The organism is Pseudomonas putida, assembly GCF_003228315.1.
Lineage (GTDB): Bacteria > Pseudomonadota > Gammaproteobacteria > Pseudomonadales > Pseudomonadaceae > Aquipseudomonas > Aquipseudomonas putida_S.
Genome location: NZ_CP029693.1, coordinates 1983151 through 2000387, shown reverse-complemented (window position 1 = coordinate 2000387; position 17237 = coordinate 1983151). Strand labels below are relative to the sequence as shown.

Below are 17237 nucleotides of genomic sequence, written 5' to 3'. Positions count from 1 at the left end.
TGCAGGGGTCGATAATCGGTGGGGTTATGGCTGACATGAGCCGTTTCAGCTTGCTTCGATCATCGCGAAGTCTTGCTTGGCTGCCCCGCACTTCGGGCAGATCCATGTCTCGGGGATGTCGTGCCACAACGTCCCGGGCAAGATGCCTTCCTCAGGTAAGCCCAGGTTTTCGTCGTAGGTAAAGCCACAGAAGAAGCACTGCCATTTCTTCATTTCCATCAGCCTCTTGTTATGTTTTGGGCGTGGCGGAACAAGGGTTATTGACTGTTGCTCAGTTTTTCACCTTGAGTGAAAGGTGGGATGATCCTCATACGTTACTTTTGAGTAATATAACCTCGGTTTTCATGGACTGCCAATGACGCCGATGCTTTTTTCCGGGGTAATCCGGGGGGACGGGGCTTCTGACTAACTATCATGTGGTCAGTTATCACGTGGTGGCAGCCCTGTGCCGATTTGCCAGCGATGATTATCTGCCTTTCCATTCGGGCGTACGTTTTTCCTGAAATGCACGTACACCGATCTGCACGTCCTCAGATGCCTGTAACCGCAAACCCGCGGCTTCGACGTCAAGGCGTAGTTGCGACTCTCCGAGCGCCAGAGCCTGGCGGGCTACCATCAGAGTCTCCTGAACGGCCAGTGGTGCATTGGCTGCGATTTGTCGAGCCAGTTGAAGGGCAGTCTCCAGCACGTGTTCATCGTCGACTGACTGATTGATCAGGCCGAGTGTTTTTGCGCGTTCGGCTTCAAGTCGATTGCCGGTCAGCAGCAACTCCATCGCGATGGCCGGTGCAATGCGTCGGATCAGTCGATAGATACCACCTGCGCCAGCGATCAATCCACGCTTGACCTCGGGCAAGGTGAAGCTGGCATTGTTGCCCGCAATGATCAGGTCACAGGCCAGCGCCAGCTCAGTGCCGCCGCCAAGCGCCGCGCCGCGTACGGCAGCAATCCAGGGTTTGCGTCGCTCGGCATGAATCAGGCCACACATGCCGGATTGGTTGACGGCGATCTGTTCGCCGATACCGGCAGCGATGTCGTCGAGGTCGGCACCTGCGCAAAACGCCAGAGGCCCAGTCCCTGTCAAGACCACGACCCGAATGTCAGGGTTGGCTTCAGTTTTTTCCACCAGGCGGGCAAGGGTGCGTGAAGCGCTGACGTTGATTGCATTGCGCTTATTCGGGCGATTGAGAGTGATCAGCGCAATACCGTTCTGCAGGTCCTGATAAATGACTTCTTCGGTCATGTTTGCGTCCAGTGTCGGAGGTGAGTATAACTGATGGTATGACAGTTATTGCCAGGCTGGTACCCACTACTGACGCGGAATACTTATGAAAGCGCTGCTGTGCAAAGCATTCGGTACCGCCGATAGCCTGGTTCTGGAAGATATCCCGAGCCCTGTGCCCGGGAGCGACGAAGTCCTTATCGATGTGCATATGGCCGGCGTTAACTTTCCCGATACCTTGCTGATCGAAGGCAAGTACCAGATCAAGCCGGCATTTCCATTTGCGCCAGGAGGCGAGGCGGCCGGGATAGTGGCTGCGGTGGGGGCGGGGGTCAGTCATTTGCAGCCGGGTGACAAAGTCATGGCATTGACCGGCTGGGGCAGTTTCGCCGAGCAGGTAGTGGTACGGGCAAGCCAGGTCACGTTGATGCCGACCCGCATGGATTTTGCTGGCGCAGCAGCTTTCGGTGTGACCTATGGCACGTCGATGCATGCTTTGTGTCAGCGTGCCAGGCTGCAAAAGGGAGAAACCTTGTTGGTACTGGGCGCTTCTGGTGGGGTGGGCCTCGCTGCCGTTGAGATCGGCAGGGTGATGGGGGCACACGTCATTGCGGCCGCCAGCAGCAAGCAGAAGCTGGAAGTGGCTCGGGCAGCAGGTGCCCACGAGCTGATTTGCTATGGCAACGGCAGTCTCAAGGAGCAGGTCAATGCACTGACCGAAGGCCGTGGTGCCGATGTGATCTTCGATCCGGTGGGGGGCGATTTATTCGATCAGGCGATTCGAGCTATTGCCTGGAATGGCCGCTTGTTGGTGATCGGTTTTGCCAGCGGGCGCATACCACAATTGCCGGTCAACCTTACCCTGCTCAAAGGTGCGGCAGTCCTGGGTGTGTTTTGGGGAGCTTTCACCCAGCGCCAGCCGCAAGAAAACCAAGCCAACTACCGGCAACTGTTTGCCTGGCACGCCGAAGGCAAGTTGCGCCCATTGATTTCACAGCAATATGCATTGGCTCGCGCAGGCGACGCGCTCGAAGCACTTCGCCTGCGCAAGGCGGTGGGCAAACTCGTGGTCGAAATACGAAAGGGGAGTAGCTGATGGTTATAGTGGAAACGGTTCTCGCGCTTCGCAAAATTGTGGGCCGCGCGCGGAGCGAAAACAAGAAAGTCGCGCTCGTCGCTACGATGGGTAACTTGCATGAGGGCCACATCGCATTGATAGATGTAGCTAAACAACACGCTGATTTCGTGGTGGCGACTATCTTTGTAAATCCTCTTCAATTCGGACCTTCAGAGGATTTGGAAAAGTATCCTCGGACGCCCGACGCAGACCAGGCCAAGTTAAAGGAAGCTGGCTGCGATTTGTTGTTCTTACCCGATGTGGCTGAAATGTATACAGAAGGATTTGAAGCTCAACCAATTGTCAGCGTTCCGAGAGTATCAGAAGGTCTTTGTGGTGCGGCTCGGCCGGGACATTTCAATGGAATGGCGACGATCGTCAATAAGATGTTCAACGTGGTTCAGCCAGATATAGCTGTATTTGGGGAGAAGGATTATCAGCAGTTGGCCGTCATAAGGTCGATGGTCAGAAACCTGAATATCCCGATCAAAATTTTGGGTGCGCCTACCGTCCGGGCCTCTGATGGTCTGGCGCTCTCGTCCCGTAATGGATACCTCAATGAGCAGGAGCGCACCGCTGCTCCGATCCTTTATCAATGCCTCAAGGACGTTGCCATATCTTTACAGCGCGGATGTCTGGACATTGAACAACTTCTAGATGAGCAATGTAAGCGCATAACCTCCTCTGGGTTTCAGTTGGAGTACCTGGAAATAAGGAACGCGCATGATTTGAGCCTAACGTCGGAAACGTCCGGTCATCTGGTTATTCTCGTCGCGGCGCGTCTAGGGAAGACGCGGCTTATTGATAATGTTGTGGTCAGCGTGAGCGGTTTATAACGAACTGCCGAGCCGTGCCGGCTACTCGCAAACGCCCCCTAGGCTTGAGCATCAACGGTGGAGCCAAGAGGGTCGCCAAGCTGGAGGTGCACCTCGCAGTGCGGCTGTTCAATGCCGCACCGCAGAACATCTTCTAGCACTGGCCCGACATCTCGACATAAAGCATTTCACGCACGGCGCGCATCCAGGCCAATAACGTTGGCATTAGATGGTTGACTGATTCCATCCTTAATGAAAAGAATTCCAATCGTAGTGAAAACTCATGACGAATTTACCGGCGCCACTCACTGCGCCTGCGCGGTTGCCCGACAGCCAGCTGCACAATTGGATCATTAACTTGTCAGTTTCGGTCATTGAGGCCGCCCCGGACTGCTCATAGTCTGTAACACATGACCGAGGGGCGCCGCAGAGCGCCCACATTTTTCCGTGATCGCTGTTTGTGGAGCTTCCAATGACCGCCGCTCATTACCCGCACCTGCTGGCCCCGCTGGACCTGGGTTTCACCACGCTGCGCAACCGCACCCTGATGGGTTCGATGCACACCGGCCTTGAAGAAAAGCCCGGCGGTTTCGAACGCATGGCGGCGTATTTCGCCGAGCGTGCCCGTGGCGGTGTTGGCCTGATGGTCACCGGCGGTATCGGCCCGAACGACGAGGGTGGCGTGTACTCCGGCGCGGCGAAGCTGACCACCGAGGAAGAAGCGCTCAAGCACCAGATCGTGACCCGGGCAGTGCACGAGGCGGGCGGCAAGATCTGCATGCAGATCCTTCACGCCGGTCGTTATGCCTACAGCCCGAAACAGGTCGCGCCTAGCGCCATCCAGGCGCCGATCAACCCATTCAAGCCCAAGGAGCTGGACGAGGAAGGCATCGAGAAGCAGATCCGCGATTTCGTCACCTGCTCGACCCTGGCGCAACAGGCCGAGTACGACGGCGTGGAAATCATGGGATCGGAAGGTTATTTCATTAACCAGTTCCTCGCCGCCCACACCAACCACCGCACCGACCGCTGGGGCGGCAGCTACGAAAACCGTATGCGCCTGCCGGTGGAAATCGTCCGTCGCGTGCGTGAAGCGGTCGGCCCGAACTTCATCATCATTTTCCGCCTGTCGATGCTTGACCTGGTGGAAGGCGGCAGCACCTGGGACGAAATCGTGCAGTTGGCCAAGGCCATCGAGCAGGCCGGGGCGACCATCATCAACACCGGCATCGGCTGGCACGAAGCACGGATTCCGACCATCGCCACCAAGGTTCCGCGCGCGGCGTTCAGCAAGGTCACGGCCAAGCTGCGCGGCGAAGTGAGCATCCCGTTGATCACCACCAACCGCATCAACACCCCGGAAGTTGCCGAGCAGATCCTGGCCGAAGGCGATGCCGACATGGTGTCCATGGCGCGACCGTTCCTGGCCGATCCGGATTTCGTCAACAAGGCGGCCGAAGGCCGCGCCGACGAAATCAACACCTGCATCGGCTGCAACCAGGCGTGCCTGGACCACACCTTCGGCGGAAAGCTGACCAGCTGCCTGGTGAACCCGCGGGCCTGCCATGAAACCGAACTCAACTACTTGCCCGTGCAGCAACTCAAGAAGATCGCCGTGGTCGGTGCCGGTCCCGCCGGTTTGTCCGCTGCAACCGTGGCCGCCGAACGTGGTCATCAGGTGACATTGTTCGATTCGGCCAGCGAAATCGGTGGCCAGTTCAACGTCGCCAAGCGCGTGCCGGGCAAGGAAGAGTTCTACGAAACCCTGCGTTATTTCGGCCGTAAGCTGCAGACCACTAATGTCGAGGTGTGCCTGAACACCCGTGTGGATGTGGCCTCGCTGGTCGAAGGCGGCTACGACGAAATCATCCTCGCCACCGGCATTGCGCCGCGTGTGCCGGCCATTCCCGGCGTCGAGCATGCCAAGGTGCTGAGCTACCTGGACGTGCTGCTGGAACGCAAGCCGGTGGGCAAGCGCGTGGCGGTGATCGGCGCGGGCGGTATCGGTTTCGACGTCTCGGAATTCCTCGTTCATCAGGGCCAGGCCACCAGCCTGAACCGCGATGAGTTCTGGAAGGAGTGGGGCATCGATACCCATCTGGAAGCACGCGGCGGTGTGGCCGGGATCAAGGCGGCGCCCCATGCACCTGCGCGCGAAGTGTTCCTGCTGCAACGCAAGAAATCCAAGGTCGGCGACGGCCTGGGCAAGACCACCGGCTGGATTCACCGCACCGGTCTCAAGAACAAGCAGGTGCAGATGCTCAACAGTGTCGAATACCTGAAGATCGATGACGACGGCCTGCACATCCGCATCGGCGAAGCCGGCGAACCTCAGGTGCTGCCGGTGGACAACATCGTGATCTGCGCCGGGCAGGACCCGCTGCGCGAGTTGCAGGAAGGCCTGGTGGCGGCGGGGCAGAACGTGCACCTGATCGGCGGCGCGGATGTCGCGGCGGAGCTGGATGCCAAGCGGGCGATTAATCAGGGTTCGCGGTTGGCGGCCGGGTTGTAATACGCAGGCCAAGCGTACCAATGGCTATCGCGAGCAAGCTTTGCTCCCACGGGTTTTGTGTTGTGCAAAAATCCTGTGGGAGCAAGGCTTGCCCGCGATGGCGTCCTCAAGGCTGCTAAGATGCCGGCTCCAAACCCAGAGCCGGCATCAATGCTTCTCCCTCCCTCCGACTGGCTCCCTCAGGCCCCCCTCGAACCCCTCCCTCTCGACTGGTTAAAAACCGCCGGCATCGAAGTCGCGATCCTGCGCCTGGACCTCATCGACCCGCTGATCAGCGGCAATAAATGGTTCAAGTTGATCGAACACCTCAAGGCTGCCGATCGCGCTGGCGCCGCAGGCATCATCAGCCTCGGTGGTGCGCATTCCAACCACCTGCATGCACTGGCCGCGGCCGGCAAACGCTTCGGTTTCGCCACGGTGGGCCTGTTGCGCGGGCACCCTCAACAAACCCCAACGGTCTTGGATTTGCAGGCGTTCGGCATGCAGCTGCATTGGTTGGGTTATGGCGGTTATCGGGCGCGGCATGAAGCGGGGTTCTGGGAGCCATGGCTGGCGCAATATCCCGATCTTTTTCCGGTCGCGGAAGGTGGCGGTGGTTTACCGGGTGCGAAGGGCTGCATGCAGTTGAAGGCAATAGTTAGCGATCAGTTGAAGGTGCTGGGGTGGGCTGACTACGACGCTTGGTGGCTGGCCTGCGGAACCGGCACCACCCTGGCCGGCCTGGTGCTGGCCGAGGCCGGCGATCATCCGGTTTATGGCGCGATGGCGGTGCCGGGCGATCATGGGGTGGCGCAGCAGGTCGGGCGAATTGTGCAGGAGGCGGGTGTGGCTCATTCGGCTTATGAGCTGCTCGATGCCAGTCGTGGGGGCTTTGCCAAGGTCGATCCGCCATTGCTTGAGTTCATTGAGCAGGCAGAAATGCTCAGCGGCATTCCATTGGAACCGCTGTACACCGGCAAGGCGTTAATAGCGCTCAGGCAGCAAATCGAGGCGGGGAAGTTTGCCCGAGGGACGCGGCTGATATTCGTGCATACCGGCGGCTTGCAGGGACGGCGGGGGTTAACCCCCAAAAAACTGTAGGAGCGAGCCTGCTCGCGATGCGGTGGCACATCCAATGTTGATGTGTCAGACAAACCGCCATCGCGAGCAGGCTCGCTCCTACAGTTGGAATTCTCCGAAATCAGGTATTGCGATTCACCCGCTTGGGCATCATCCGCAACAGGGTGTTATCCCCCACCACATAATGGTGATACAGCGCAGCCACGGCATGCAGGCCGATCAGCCAGTAGCCGATGGTGCCGGCGAGTTCGTGCCATTCCTGCAGCTGTTTGGCAAACGCCTTGTCCTCGGCCACCAGCAGCGGCAGGTCGACGCCGTAGAACATCACTTGATTGCCTTTGGCGCTGGTGGTCAGCCAGCCGAGGATTGGCGTGGCGATCATGAACAGGTACAGCGCCCAGTGCATCAGCTTGGCCAGTGCCGTCTGCCATTGCGGCGATGCCGGGAAAATCTGTGGCGCCGGGCCGAAAGTACGGGCGAACAACCGCAGCCAGACCAGGACAAACACTGTCAGGCCGAGCATGAAGTGCGACTCCACGATCAGCGTCCGGCCACCACTGCCCTTGGGGAACATGCCGCGCAGTTCGATGCAGGCGTAAACCAGCGCCAGCAGGACCAGCATCAACCAGTGCAGCGCGATCGATACGGTGCTGTAGCGTGATTCGGAGTTTTTCCATGGCATTTCGCGTTTCCTCACAGGTCAGGTCAAGCCACCGTTCCTGTCCGACGGTGTGCATTAACTGTAATCCTGTTTCAACGGCTTTGCCTCGGGCTGTTTAACGCTGATGGCTCTGTTCAGGTAATTGACAGAAAGAAGCATTAACCCGGTGTCGACCCTGTAGGAGCGAGCCTGCTCGCGATGGCCGAAAGGACAACGCGGGGCATCAGGTAGCCAGCGTTATCGTTGACGTCCATCGCGAGCAGGCTCGCTCCTACAGTGGTGGGTGTCTGATCGTTCAGCGGTGGATCAGCTGGCTTGTGGCACTTCACCACGGGCCAGGCGCTGGTTGATGTCGGCGATCACCGCTGGCAGGTCGGTGATGGTGTCGATCATGTAGTGCGGGCGCGAGCTTTCGAACAGCGTGTGAATGCGCTTGCGCTCGCTGTCCAGCGTGGCGCTGTCCAGTGCGCGGTAGCCTTCGTAGTCCAGACCCAGTGCGTTGCCGGAGCAGATCAGCGCCACGGTCCACATGCCGGCGCGGCGACCTTCGAGAATGCCCGGCACGGTGTCGTCGATCTTCACGCAAGCGGCGACGTCGTCGATGCCCAGGGCAATCACGTTGGCCAGGGCCTGGGCCGGCCACGGGCGGCCGTTCGGCACTTCATCGGTGGCGACCACGTGGTCGGCCACGTAGCCGTTGGTGGCGGCCAGTTCCACGACCTTGTCCATGACCTGTTTCGGGTAGCCGGAGCAGGAACCGATCTTGATGCCTTGCTGGCGCAGGTTGGCGATGGTGTCCAGCGCGCCTGGAATCAGCGCCGAGTGCTCAGCGATTTTTTCGATCTGCAGTGGCATGAAGCGCTGGTAGATGGCGGTGACGTCATCATCGGTCGGCGTGCGGCCAAACACCTTGCGGTAACGCTCGGCGACTTCCGGCAAGTCGCACAGGGTGCGGATGTGGTCCCACTTGCCCATGCCCATCGGGCCACGGGCTTCTTCGATGGACACCTGCACGTCGAACTCGGCAAAGGCCTCGACAAAGATCTGGGTGGGGGCGAAAGAGCCGAAGTCGACGACGGTGCCGGCCCAGTCGAGGATGGCGGCTTGCAGTTGGGTTGGGTTGGTGTAGTTCATGGTTTCTAAATTCCTGAGAAAAAACTGGCTGATAAGGAGCAGCTTTTTGTAGGAGCGAGCCTGCTCGCGATGAGGCCCGGTCAGTCGACATCAATGGTGAATGTCAGACCGCGATCGCGAGCAGGCTCGCTCCTACAGGGGAATGCGGGTTGGTTCAGATATCGAGCACTTCCATCTCGCGCAGTACTTCGCCGATGGCGGCCACCGCTTCGCGCATTTCGGCGGGCTGGACATGGCCGATGCAGCCCACACGGAAGGTTTCGACCTGGGTCAGCTTGCCGGGGTAGAGGATGTAACCCTTGGCCTTGACCCGCTCGTAGAACGCCTTGAACTGGTAGCGCGGGTCTTTCGGTGCGTGGAAGGTGGCGATGATCGGTGCCTGGATGGCGGCCGGCAGGAAGCTGCGCAGGCCCAGTTTGCCCATCTCTTCCATCAGTGCCTGGCAGTTGGCGGCATAACGCGCATGCCGTGCCGGCAGGCCACCTTCTTCGTTGTATTGCAGCAGGGCTTCGTGCAGCGCGGCGACCACGTGGGTTGGCGGGGTGAAGCGCCATTGTCCGGTTTTCTGCATGTAGGTGTGCTGATCGAACAGGTCCATCGCCAGCGAATGCGAGTTGCCGGCGGCTGCGGCCAGGGACTCTTTATTGGCAAACACGAAACCCATGCCCGGTACGCCTTCCAGGCATTTGCCGGACGCGGCGATCAACGCGTCGAACGGAATCTGCTGCGCATCGACCGGCAGGGCACCGAAGGAACTCATGGCATCGATGATCAGACGCTTGCCGTGCTGCTGCACCACCTGGGCGATTTCCGGCAGCGGGTTGAGGATACCGGTGCTGGTTTCGCAGTGAATCAGCGCAACGTGGGTGATACCGCTGTCGGCGCGCAGCAGGCGGTCGACGTCGGCGGCGGTGGTCGGTTCGTCTTCGGCGGTTTCGAAGGTGCTGAAAGAGCGACCGAGCACTTCGCAGATTTTCGCCAGGCGCTTGCCGTAGGCGCCATTGATCAGCACCAGGACTTTGCCGTCGCGAGGCACCAGGGTGCCGATCGCCGCTTCCACGGCGAAGGTGCCGCTGCCCTGCAGGGGCACGCAGTGGTGGCTGGCGGCGCCGTTGATGATCGCCAGCAGTTGTTCGCACAGGCTGGCGGTCAGTTGGTTGAAGCGGTCATCCCATGAACCCCAGTCAACCATCATCGCCTGGCGGGTGCGGGCGGACGTGGTCAACGGGCCGGGGGTGAGCAGGATGGGTGCGGCAATACTCATTCTCGTGTCCTCGCAATCGATGGGATGAAGCTACGGGGCTTAAATTGCAATTTGCCGAGTTATCAATCAAATTGTTTGTTGTTATGCCAGCCATCAGTAGGACTTATTCATGAACCTGTTTCAGCTGCGCGCCTTCGATGCCGTGGCCCGAGAGGGCAGCTTCACCCGCGCCGCCGCGCGCCTGTTCATCAGCCAGCCGGCGGTGACCGGGCACATCAAGGCGCTGGAGGAGCACTACCAGATCACCCTGTTGCGTCGCACCGCGCGCCGGGTGGAATTGACGGAAGAGGGCACCAAACTGGCGGCCATCACTCGGGCGATGTTCGGCCTGGCCGAAGAAGCGCAGGTGATGCTGGAGGCCAATCGACAGTTGCTCACGGGGCGCCTGGAAGTCGCGGCGGACGGACCGCACATGGTCATGCCGATGCTGGCGAGCCTGCGTGCGCGTTATCCGGGGATCACCGTGAACCTGCGTTTGGGCAACGCTCAGGAAACCCTCGCGGCGCTGTTGTCCGAGCATGCCGACGTGGCGGTGCTGACCGAGGTCGAGCCGCGCAAGGGGCTGCACCTGCAAGCGCTGAGCGAGTCACGCATTTGTGCGCTGGTGCCGGACGGTCATCCGTGGGTGTCGCGGGCCAAGGGTGTGCCTTTGAAGGAACTGGACCAAGTCATCATGGTGTTGCGTGAACCGAGTTCGATCACCCGGCGCACCTTCGATGAGGCTTGCGCACAGGCCAAGGTGAACCCGAGGGTGCTGCTGGAACTCGATAGCCGCGAAGCGGTGACCGAGGCGGTGGCGGCGGAGTTGGGGGTGGGGGTGGTGTCGTCGGTGGAAGTCAGCCATGACCCACGAGTGGCAGCGGTGCCGATCATTGGCGAGGGGCTGGTGAACCGGCACATGATGGGGTGCATGGAGCGGCGGCGGGATTTGCGTTTGATACAGGCGTTTTTCGGCTTGGTGCCGGTCAGGTAAACCGAGGTGCGGCCATCGCGGGCAAGCCTTGCTCCCACAGGTTTTGCGCCGTACACAAATCAGGTGGCAAGCCTCAATCCCTGTGGGAGCAAAGCTTGCTCGCGATGAGGCCGGCCCTGCTTACACCAGGCTCTCGCGCACCATCTCCAGAAACGTCGCCACAATCCGCCGCGAACTCTGCTCACGCAAGCACACCAGTGTCTCGGTCAAGCGCCGTTTGCAATCGGTAATCGGCAACGCGCACACCCTGGAGTCCGAGCCAAACTCGGCGGCGGACACCACACCGACACCAATCCCCACCACCACCGCCTCACGCGCCGCTTCGCGACCTTCCACCTGAATCGCCGGACGAATGCGAAACCCCGCGCCGGCCATTTCTTCTTCCAGGGTCTGGCGGGTCACCGAGCCGATCTCCCGCAGCACCAGCGGCGTGTCGTCGAGGTCCGCCAGGCAGATGGATTCGCGGTCGGCCCAGGGGTGGTTGCGTGACACGAACGCCACCATCGGGTCATTGCGCAGCGGCAAGGAGATCAGACGTTCATCGCTGACGTCGCGGCCCAGCAGCGCCAGATCGGCCTGGTAGTTGAACAGGCGGAACAGCGATTCATCGGTGTTGCCGGTTTCGATCTTCACGCTGATGCCGGGGTAACGCTCGCAGAACCGGGCGATCTGCGGCAACACGTGCACCGGGGCGTCCACCGCCAGAATCAGGCTGCCGGTTTGCAAGGCCTGGGAGTCCTGCAACAGTTCCTGGGCCTCGGCTTCGATCACGAACAGTTTCTGGGTGACACCCAGCAGCCGCTCACCCAGATCCGTCAGGCGCACCGAACGTTTGTTGCGGTGGAACAGCAGCACCCCGTAGCGTTCTTCGAGTTTGCGCACCTGATCGGAAATCGCCGGTTGCGTGAGGAACAGCCGTTCGGCGGCTTTGGTGAAGCTTCCGTAGACGGCCACGGCGTGGAAAGCCTTGAGCTGAGCGTGGGAAACCGACATCGAACCTCCAGTAACAAGCAGGGCTTATTTGTGAAATACGATAAATCGATTTCACTTATTAATCAGTAATTGTTTTGATCCGCTCCAGCCCCCGCTGACTGGTCAGTCGAACGGTCTCGGGAGCCATGAGCCTGGGCGTGCAATTACAGGACTCATCTGACCGGTATCCGCCATAGGGACAGGGCGATATCGCAGTGCTCAACAATAAAAACACAGGCGTTTTCTTCCAATTCTGCCGGCACACTCACACCCTGAGGTCAGAACCACAATGAACAAGCACATCGGCACCATCAAGCGTTGGCGCGTGCAGATCTTCGCGATCACCTGGCTCGCCTACGCCGCTTTCTACTTCACCCGCAAAGCATTTTCCGTCGCAAAACTGGGGATCGGCGAAGACCCGACCTTCATGCTCGACAAAATGGCCATGGCCAACCTCGACGCCATCTACCTGACCGCTTACGCCATTGGCCAATTCACCTGGGGCATGCTCGCCGACCGTTTCGGCCCGCGAGTCGTCGTCCTCGGTGGTTTGCTGATTTCCGCGGCCGCCGCCCTGGTGATGGGCAGTTTCGCGACCTTGCCGATCTTCGCCACCTGCATGCTGATTCAAGGGTTGGCGCAGTCCACGGGCTGGTCGGGCCTGTGCAAGAACCTCGGCAGTTTCTTTCCCGCCCAGCAACGTGGGCGAGTATTGGGCCTGTGGAGTTCCTGCTACGCATTCGGCGGTCTGGTGGCGTCGCCGTTCGCCGGATGGTGGGCCTATACGCTGATCGGTTCCTGGCATGCAGCGTTCATTTCCAGTGCGGCGGTGGTTGGGCTGGTCGCCGTGCTGTTTTTTATTTTCCAGCGCAACAAACCCGAAGACGTGGGCTTGCCTGCGGTGGAGCCGGAACCTGAGCTGACCGCCGAAGAGGCGCACGCCCAAAGCAAGATCAGCGTGCTGGAGCCGCTGAAGGAAATCCTGCGCAACCGCACCGTGCTGATTCTCGGCCTGGCTTATTTCATGTTGAAACCGGCGCGCTACGCGATTCTGCTGTGGGGCCCGGTGATCGTGTTCGAGCAGATGCCTTCGGTGGGCAAGGTGGGCGCGGCGATCATTCCTACCGCGTTCGAACTGGCCGGGTTGCTGGGGCCGATCCTGATCGGGCTGGCCTCGGACAAGCTGTTTGGCGCCCGGCGCATGCCGGCCTGCGTGATCAGCCTGTTGGCGCTGACCGTGTCGCTGGCCTTCTTCATGGGCGCGCTGCACACCGGTAGCGTGGCGCTGGTGGTGGCGCTGTTGTTTGTCATGGGCCTGACCCTTTACGGACCGGACTCGATGATCAGCGGCGCGGCCGCCATCGACTTCGGCACCGCCAAGGCCGGCGCCACGGCGGCGGGTTTCGTCAACGGTTGCGGCTCGGTCGGGGCGGTCCTCGGTGGCTTGCTGCCGGGTTATTTCGACTCCGTCACCGTGTTCATCGTTTTCGCCGGCTGCGCGATGTTCTCCGCGCTGGTGTTGATCCCGCACTGGAACAGCCGCCCCGGTGGCCTGAAAACCAACTATCCGTTCGTGCCTAACCGGCCGATGGACATCAAACCCCTGCGTACCTGAACCCTGTCCCTCGCGGCCTGCTGCGCGTGCGGCAGGCTGGCGTGTGGCGATCTGACCGGAGATTGATCCATGAGACCCTTTTGGCTGGACCAGGCCCTGAAGGCTGAAACGTCCGACACCTGTCCGCCACTGCAAGGCGACGCCCGCGCCGATGTGTGCATTGTCGGCGGCGGCTACACCGGGTTGTGGACCGCGATCATGCTCAAGGAGCAGAACCCCGAACTGGATGTATTGCTGATCGAAGCGGACATCTGCGGTGCCGGCGCCAGTGGGCGCAACGGTGGTTGCGCGCTGTCGTGGTCGGCCAAGTATTTCACCCTGGAGCGGCTGTTCGGTGTTGAGGAAGCGGTGCGTCTGGTCAAGGAATCCGAGCGCAGCATCCACGCCATCGGCGCCTTCTGCGAGCAGTACGGGGTGGATGCCGACTACCGCCTCGACGGCACCCTCTACACCGCGACCAATCGTGCCCAGGTCGGCTCGACCGATGCGGTGATCGCGGCGTTGGAGCGCCAGGGCATCAACTCCTTCACCCAAAGGCCGCTGGCCGACGTGCAGCGCATGGCCGGCTCCAGCAAACACCTGGAAGGCTGGTTTTCCCCGGCGGCCGCCAGCGTGCAACCGGGCAAACTGGTGCGCGGCCTGCGCCGGGTGGCCCTGCAACTGGGGGTGAAGATTCACGAAAACACAGCCATGACCGGGCTCGAAGAAGGCAAGCCGGCGGGCATTCAAACCGCCAATGGCACTGTTCGTGCGGACCGGGTAGTGCTGGCGATGAACGCCTGGATGGCCCGCGCCTTCCCGCAGTTCGAACGCAGCGTGGCGATCGTTTCCAGCGACATGGCGATCACCGAACCTCGACCCGATCTGCTCAATGAAATCGGCTTGACCAGCGGCGTGACGGTGCTCGATTCACGGATCTTCGTGCACTACTACCACAACACCCCGGACGGCCGGATCATGCTCGGCAAGGGCGGCAATACCTTTGCCTACGGCGGTCGCATGCTGCCGGTGTTCGATCAGCCGTCGCCTTACGCCGGCCTGCTGCGCAACAGCCTGACGGATTTCTTCCCGGCCTTTGCCGACGTCAAGATCGAGGCGACCTGGAACGGACCGTCCGATCGATCGGTCACGGGGCTGCCGTTCTTCGGCCAGATGAGTGCCAGCGGCAACGTGTTTTACGGTTTTGGCTACTCGGGCAGCGGCGTCGGGCCGTGCCACATGGGCGGGCAGATTCTGGCGTCGATGGTTCAGGGCCTGGACAACCCGTGGACCCGTTCGCCATTGGTGAACGGGCCGCTGGGCTTTTTCCCGCCGGAACCGATTCGCTACCTCGGCTCGTTGATGGTGCGCAATGCCATCCGCCGCAAGGAACGCGCCGAGGATCATGGGCGCCGGCCACGGCATCTGGACGTGCGCCTGGCGAAGTTCGCGGCGGCGGCGGGCAAGGCGGATAAAGGGTAGGAGCAGCTGCAAGCGAGGGGTTCAGGCCTCCGGGCGTCGGGTCAGCCAGTCGAGCAGCAGGCGGGTGTCGTTGCGTGGCTCCGGGGCGCGAACCGGCCGAGGTGGCTGGCGTTGCGCCAGGCTGGCGCAGAACACCGGTCGGTCGGGGTCGCCATCGAGGAAGCTGACGAGCCCGTCGCTGCCGGCCAGTGGCAGTTGCGATGGATCGACAAGGTTGTCCATCGCTGCCAGGGCGACTGGCATCCAGAGCCCACCGCCTGTCTGCGGATCGTGATTCGGCGCGGGCCATAAACAGACCTGTATTCGACCTCGATCATCCATCACCGTTGGCTCACCGACCACGCCACACACGCGGGCGGGCTGATAACCGGGGATGCTCGGCCTGCACTGAACGGGTTCGGGACGGAACACGGTTGACCAGGGGATGACGGTGAAATGATTGCGGTTACCCGGCGGAAAGTCAGGTTCATCCGCCACCGGGCTCGATCCCTGATGCCGAGCTTCGGTCACCAGCCACTGATCGTTGAATAGCGGCAATGGATGTTCGGCCACCTGCACGATATGACCACTGCGCAGCTGCCCATGATTGCTTTGGCCATGGATCTGCACCTGCCGGCAACGCAGGCGCTCCAGCTGCCGGCGAGCCAGTTGATCGTGGTGACGCTGTTCGATGCCGGGGCGCGGCATCGGTGGCGTTTGATCAAGGGGGTGATTGGCCGCGCTGTCATCACAGGTTGCGGCGCCCTGTTCGCGGGACTTCTGGTGCGGTGACAGAGTCGGCGCATCATGGCGCTGGAACAGTTCATTGATGACTGGCGGGCTGCCGGCTTTGGGCCTGGCGTTATCGAACGGCATCAGCAGCGGTTCCTGGGGGAAGCTCAGGCAGTCGTCGGCGAACACCAGCACATGAGCGTCGCGATGATGTTCGAAGTGATAGTGAATGCCTTCTTCCGCGCACAACCGTTGTAGCAGCGCCAGGTCGGTTTCCTCGTACTGGATGCAGAACGGGCGCAGCGGGTAGTGCCCGGTCGACAGTTCAAAGCGGAAGCTGCTGTCGGGTAGCGCCTGTTCCTTGAGCAACTGGCGCAGGATCATCGGCACGCTGAGGCGCTCGAAGACCCGCCGGGCGCGGTGTCGGTTCAGGTTCAGCAATTGGGGCACCAACACCAGTTTGTAAGCCACCTGATGCGTCCCGCGAAGTTCATGGCTGACGCTAAGCAGCACACCGTGAAAACCGGCGCTATGGCCCAAGTCCAGGTAGGCCGGTCGTTGCATCAAGGTTGCCGGGGGCATGGCCGGTATCGGCCCGAGCACTTCGATTTCGAAACGGTAGGGTTGATTGAGGGCTTCGTGGCCGCTGAACTCCAGGACCTGCAAACGCAAGTCACTGCCTGGGAGGGTCAGGGTGAAAGGACTTTCCTTGTCGTTATGCATCGGGTGCTTCTGCTTCTGAGGACGGGCGAAGAGGGTACGAAACCCTGGCGGGTTGTCGTCACCGCAAATCGAAGATTCAGAATTGCCCTACAAGGCTTGTAGAAGTTGTCGACAGGACGCGAGAATTTTGGTCGATTGCCAACTTTAGGCCGTATAAACTTGGCGCCATGCGTCGGCCAATAGATGTTTCGGCGCCACAGACAAGAGAGTGAGTAATGGGCGCACAGTGGAAGGTTAAACACAAAGAAGCGGCAGCCAATGCCAAGGGCAAGATCTTCGGCAAATTGGTGAAAGAAATCACCATTGCTGCGCGCAACGGCGCTGATGTCGCCACCAACGCACACCTGCGCCTGGTGGTTGAACAGGCCAAGAAAGCTTCGATGCCCAAGGAAACCCTGGACCGTGCCATCAAGAAAGGCGCAGGTCTCTTGGGCGAGACCGTGCAATACCATCGCGTGACCTATGAAGGCTTTGCCCCGCATCAGGTGCCGGTGATCATTGAGTGCGTGACCGACAACATCAACCGCACCGTCGCTGAAATCCGCGTGGCCTTCCGCAAGGGCCAGTTGGGCGCTTCCGGTTCGGTGGCCTGGGACTTCAACCACGTCGGCATGATCGAAGCCTCGCCAGACACCCCGGACGCCGATCCGGAAATGGCCGCCATCGAAGCCGGCGCCCAGGATTTCGAACCGGGCGAAGAGGGCGCGACCCTGTTCCTGACCGACCCTACGGACCTGGATGCTGTGCAGAAAGCCCTGCCTGAGCAAGGTTTCACCGTGCTGTCGGCCAAACTGGGCTACCAGCCGAAAAACCCGGTCAGCGGTCTGAGCGACGAGCAGATGGCTGAAGTCGAGGCGTTCCTGGAAGGCCTCGACAACCATGATGACGTGCAAGAAATGTTCGTTGGTCTGGCTGGTTAATCTGTTTTTTCAGTAACACCGCCATCGCGAGCAGGCTCGCTCCCACAGGTTTTGTGTCGATCACCATCAATGTGTACG

General features: G+C 60.7%; 15 protein-coding genes. 8 read left to right on the top strand and 7 right to left on the bottom strand.

Features of this window, described 5'->3' with window-relative positions; all coding sequences use genetic code 11:
- Nucleotides 1–45 precede the first annotated feature (45 nt).
- Both DKY63_RS09095 and DKY63_RS09090 read right to left on the bottom strand, forming a co-directional pair.
- The gene (locus DKY63_RS09095) at nt 46–219 is read right to left on the bottom strand and encodes a rubredoxin (RefSeq protein WP_430523145.1); all 174 of its coding nucleotides are present in this window, start codon (nt 217–219) and stop codon (nt 46–48) included.
- 247 nt (nt 220–466) lie between these two features.
- Nucleotides 467–1243 carry an enoyl-CoA hydratase-related protein gene (locus DKY63_RS09090; RefSeq protein WP_110963811.1) on the bottom strand — a complete coding sequence of 259 codons (777 nt, stop codon included), beginning with the start codon at nt 1241–1243 and terminating at the stop codon, nt 467–469.
- Nucleotides 1244–1328: 85 nt separating this feature from the next.
- Between DKY63_RS09090 and DKY63_RS09085 the strand changes: the two genes are divergently transcribed.
- From DKY63_RS09085 to DKY63_RS09070, 4 genes are all read left to right on the top strand, one after another.
- Complete coding sequence (locus tag DKY63_RS09085; protein ID WP_110963810.1) at nt 1329–2318, top strand: NADPH:quinone oxidoreductase family protein; 990 nt, start codon at nt 1329–1331, stop codon at nt 2316–2318.
- Nucleotides 2318–3175 (top strand): pantoate--beta-alanine ligase, encoded by an 858-nt coding sequence (gene panC, locus DKY63_RS09080; RefSeq protein ID WP_110963809.1) that lies wholly within the window; start codon nt 2318–2320, stop codon nt 3173–3175. Before DKY63_RS09085 ends, panC begins: the two co-directional genes overlap by 1 nt.
- 451 nt (nt 3176–3626) lie before the next feature.
- On the top strand, nt 3627–5666 hold the full coding sequence (locus DKY63_RS09075) for an NADPH-dependent 2,4-dienoyl-CoA reductase (RefSeq protein ID WP_110963808.1): 2040 nt from the start codon (nt 3627–3629) through the stop codon (nt 5664–5666).
- A gap of 150 nt (nt 5667–5816) precedes the next feature.
- Nucleotides 5817–6746: a 1-aminocyclopropane-1-carboxylate deaminase/D-cysteine desulfhydrase gene (locus DKY63_RS09070; RefSeq protein ID WP_110963807.1), complete on the top strand. Its 930-nt coding sequence runs from the start codon at nt 5817–5819 to the stop codon at nt 6744–6746.
- Nucleotides 6747–6846: 100 nt separating this feature from the next.
- Here DKY63_RS09070 and DKY63_RS09065 read toward each other — a convergent pair whose 3' ends face one another.
- The 3 genes from DKY63_RS09065 to DKY63_RS09055 form a co-directional block, all read right to left on the bottom strand.
- Nucleotides 6847–7407, bottom strand: a complete 561-nt coding sequence (locus DKY63_RS09065) for a cytochrome b (RefSeq protein WP_110963806.1) — start codon at nt 7405–7407, stop codon at nt 6847–6849.
- Nucleotides 7408–7692: 285 nt separating this feature from the next.
- The gene (phnX, locus tag DKY63_RS09060) at nt 7693–8520 is read right to left on the bottom strand and encodes a phosphonoacetaldehyde hydrolase (RefSeq protein WP_110963805.1); all 828 of its coding nucleotides are present in this window, start codon (nt 8518–8520) and stop codon (nt 7693–7695) included.
- A 154-nt stretch (nt 8521–8674) separates the two neighbouring features.
- Nucleotides 8675–9784, bottom strand: a complete 1110-nt coding sequence (locus tag DKY63_RS09055; protein WP_110963804.1) for a 2-aminoethylphosphonate--pyruvate transaminase — start codon at nt 9782–9784, stop codon at nt 8675–8677.
- 109 nt (nt 9785–9893) lie between these two features.
- Between DKY63_RS09055 and DKY63_RS09050 the strand changes: the two genes are divergently transcribed.
- A complete protein-coding gene (locus DKY63_RS09050; RefSeq protein WP_110963803.1) occupies nt 9894–10757 on the top strand; it encodes a LysR substrate-binding domain-containing protein in 864 nt (287 codons plus the stop codon).
- A 120-nt stretch (nt 10758–10877) separates the two neighbouring features.
- On the opposite strand, the gene DKY63_RS09045 is transcribed toward DKY63_RS09050, so the two are convergent.
- On the bottom strand, nt 10878–11750 hold the full coding sequence (locus DKY63_RS09045) for a LysR family transcriptional regulator (protein ID WP_110963802.1): 873 nt from the start codon (nt 11748–11750) through the stop codon (nt 10878–10880).
- A gap of 268 nt (nt 11751–12018) precedes the next feature.
- On the opposite strand from DKY63_RS09045, the gene DKY63_RS09040 reads away from it, so the two are divergent.
- Both DKY63_RS09040 and DKY63_RS09035 read left to right on the top strand, forming a co-directional pair.
- Nucleotides 12019–13344, top strand: coding sequence for an MFS transporter (locus DKY63_RS09040; protein ID WP_110963801.1), 1326 nt, complete (start codon nt 12019–12021; stop codon nt 13342–13344).
- A 69-nt stretch (nt 13345–13413) separates the two neighbouring features.
- On the top strand, nt 13414–14805 hold the full coding sequence (locus DKY63_RS09035) for an FAD-dependent oxidoreductase (RefSeq protein ID WP_110963800.1): 1392 nt from the start codon (nt 13414–13416) through the stop codon (nt 14803–14805).
- 21 nt (nt 14806–14826) lie between these two features.
- On the opposite strand, the gene DKY63_RS09030 is transcribed toward DKY63_RS09035, so the two are convergent.
- Nucleotides 14827–16239, bottom strand: a complete 1413-nt coding sequence (locus DKY63_RS09030) for a type VI secretion system Vgr family protein (RefSeq protein WP_110963799.1) — start codon at nt 16237–16239, stop codon at nt 14827–14829.
- 215 nt (nt 16240–16454) lie between these two features.
- On the opposite strand from DKY63_RS09030, the gene DKY63_RS09025 reads away from it, so the two are divergent.
- Nucleotides 16455–17159 (top strand): YebC/PmpR family DNA-binding transcriptional regulator, encoded by a 705-nt coding sequence (locus tag DKY63_RS09025; protein WP_110963798.1) that lies wholly within the window; start codon nt 16455–16457, stop codon nt 17157–17159.
- The last annotated feature ends 78 nt before the right edge of the window (nt 17160–17237 follow it).

What these genes read in the sequence shown, in the direction of transcription:
- DKY63_RS09095 (WP_430523145.1), bottom strand. Translation starts at nt 219, where the DNA reads ATGGAAATGAAGAAATGGCAGTGCTTCTTCTGTGGCTTTACCTACGAC.
- DKY63_RS09090 (WP_110963811.1), bottom strand. Translation starts at nt 1,243, where the DNA reads ATGACCGAAGAAGTCATTTATCAGGACCTGCAGAACGGTATTGCGCTG.
- DKY63_RS09085 (WP_110963810.1), top strand. Translation starts at nt 1,329, where the DNA reads ATGAAAGCGCTGCTGTGCAAAGCATTCGGTACCGCCGATAGCCTGGTT.
- panC (WP_110963809.1), top strand. Translation starts at nt 2,318, where the DNA reads ATGGTTATAGTGGAAACGGTTCTCGCGCTTCGCAAAATTGTGGGCCGC.
- DKY63_RS09075 (WP_110963808.1), top strand. Translation starts at nt 3,627, where the DNA reads ATGACCGCCGCTCATTACCCGCACCTGCTGGCCCCGCTGGACCTGGGT.
- DKY63_RS09070 (WP_110963807.1), top strand. Translation starts at nt 5,817, where the DNA reads ATGCTTCTCCCTCCCTCCGACTGGCTCCCTCAGGCCCCCCTCGAACCC.
- DKY63_RS09065 (WP_110963806.1), bottom strand. Translation starts at nt 7,407, where the DNA reads ATGCCATGGAAAAACTCCGAATCACGCTACAGCACCGTATCGATCGCG.
- phnX (WP_110963805.1), bottom strand. Translation starts at nt 8,520, where the DNA reads ATGAACTACACCAACCCAACCCAACTGCAAGCCGCCATCCTCGACTGG.
- DKY63_RS09055 (WP_110963804.1), bottom strand. Translation starts at nt 9,784, where the DNA reads ATGAGTATTGCCGCACCCATCCTGCTCACCCCCGGCCCGTTGACCACG.
- DKY63_RS09050 (WP_110963803.1), top strand. Translation starts at nt 9,894, where the DNA reads ATGAACCTGTTTCAGCTGCGCGCCTTCGATGCCGTGGCCCGAGAGGGC.
- DKY63_RS09045 (WP_110963802.1), bottom strand. Translation starts at nt 11,750, where the DNA reads ATGTCGGTTTCCCACGCTCAGCTCAAGGCTTTCCACGCCGTGGCCGTC.
- DKY63_RS09040 (WP_110963801.1), top strand. Translation starts at nt 12,019, where the DNA reads ATGAACAAGCACATCGGCACCATCAAGCGTTGGCGCGTGCAGATCTTC.
- DKY63_RS09035 (WP_110963800.1), top strand. Translation starts at nt 13,414, where the DNA reads ATGAGACCCTTTTGGCTGGACCAGGCCCTGAAGGCTGAAACGTCCGAC.
- DKY63_RS09030 (WP_110963799.1), bottom strand. Translation starts at nt 16,239, where the DNA reads ATGCATAACGACAAGGAAAGTCCTTTCACCCTGACCCTCCCAGGCAGT.
- DKY63_RS09025 (WP_110963798.1), top strand. Translation starts at nt 16,455, where the DNA reads ATGGGCGCACAGTGGAAGGTTAAACACAAAGAAGCGGCAGCCAATGCC.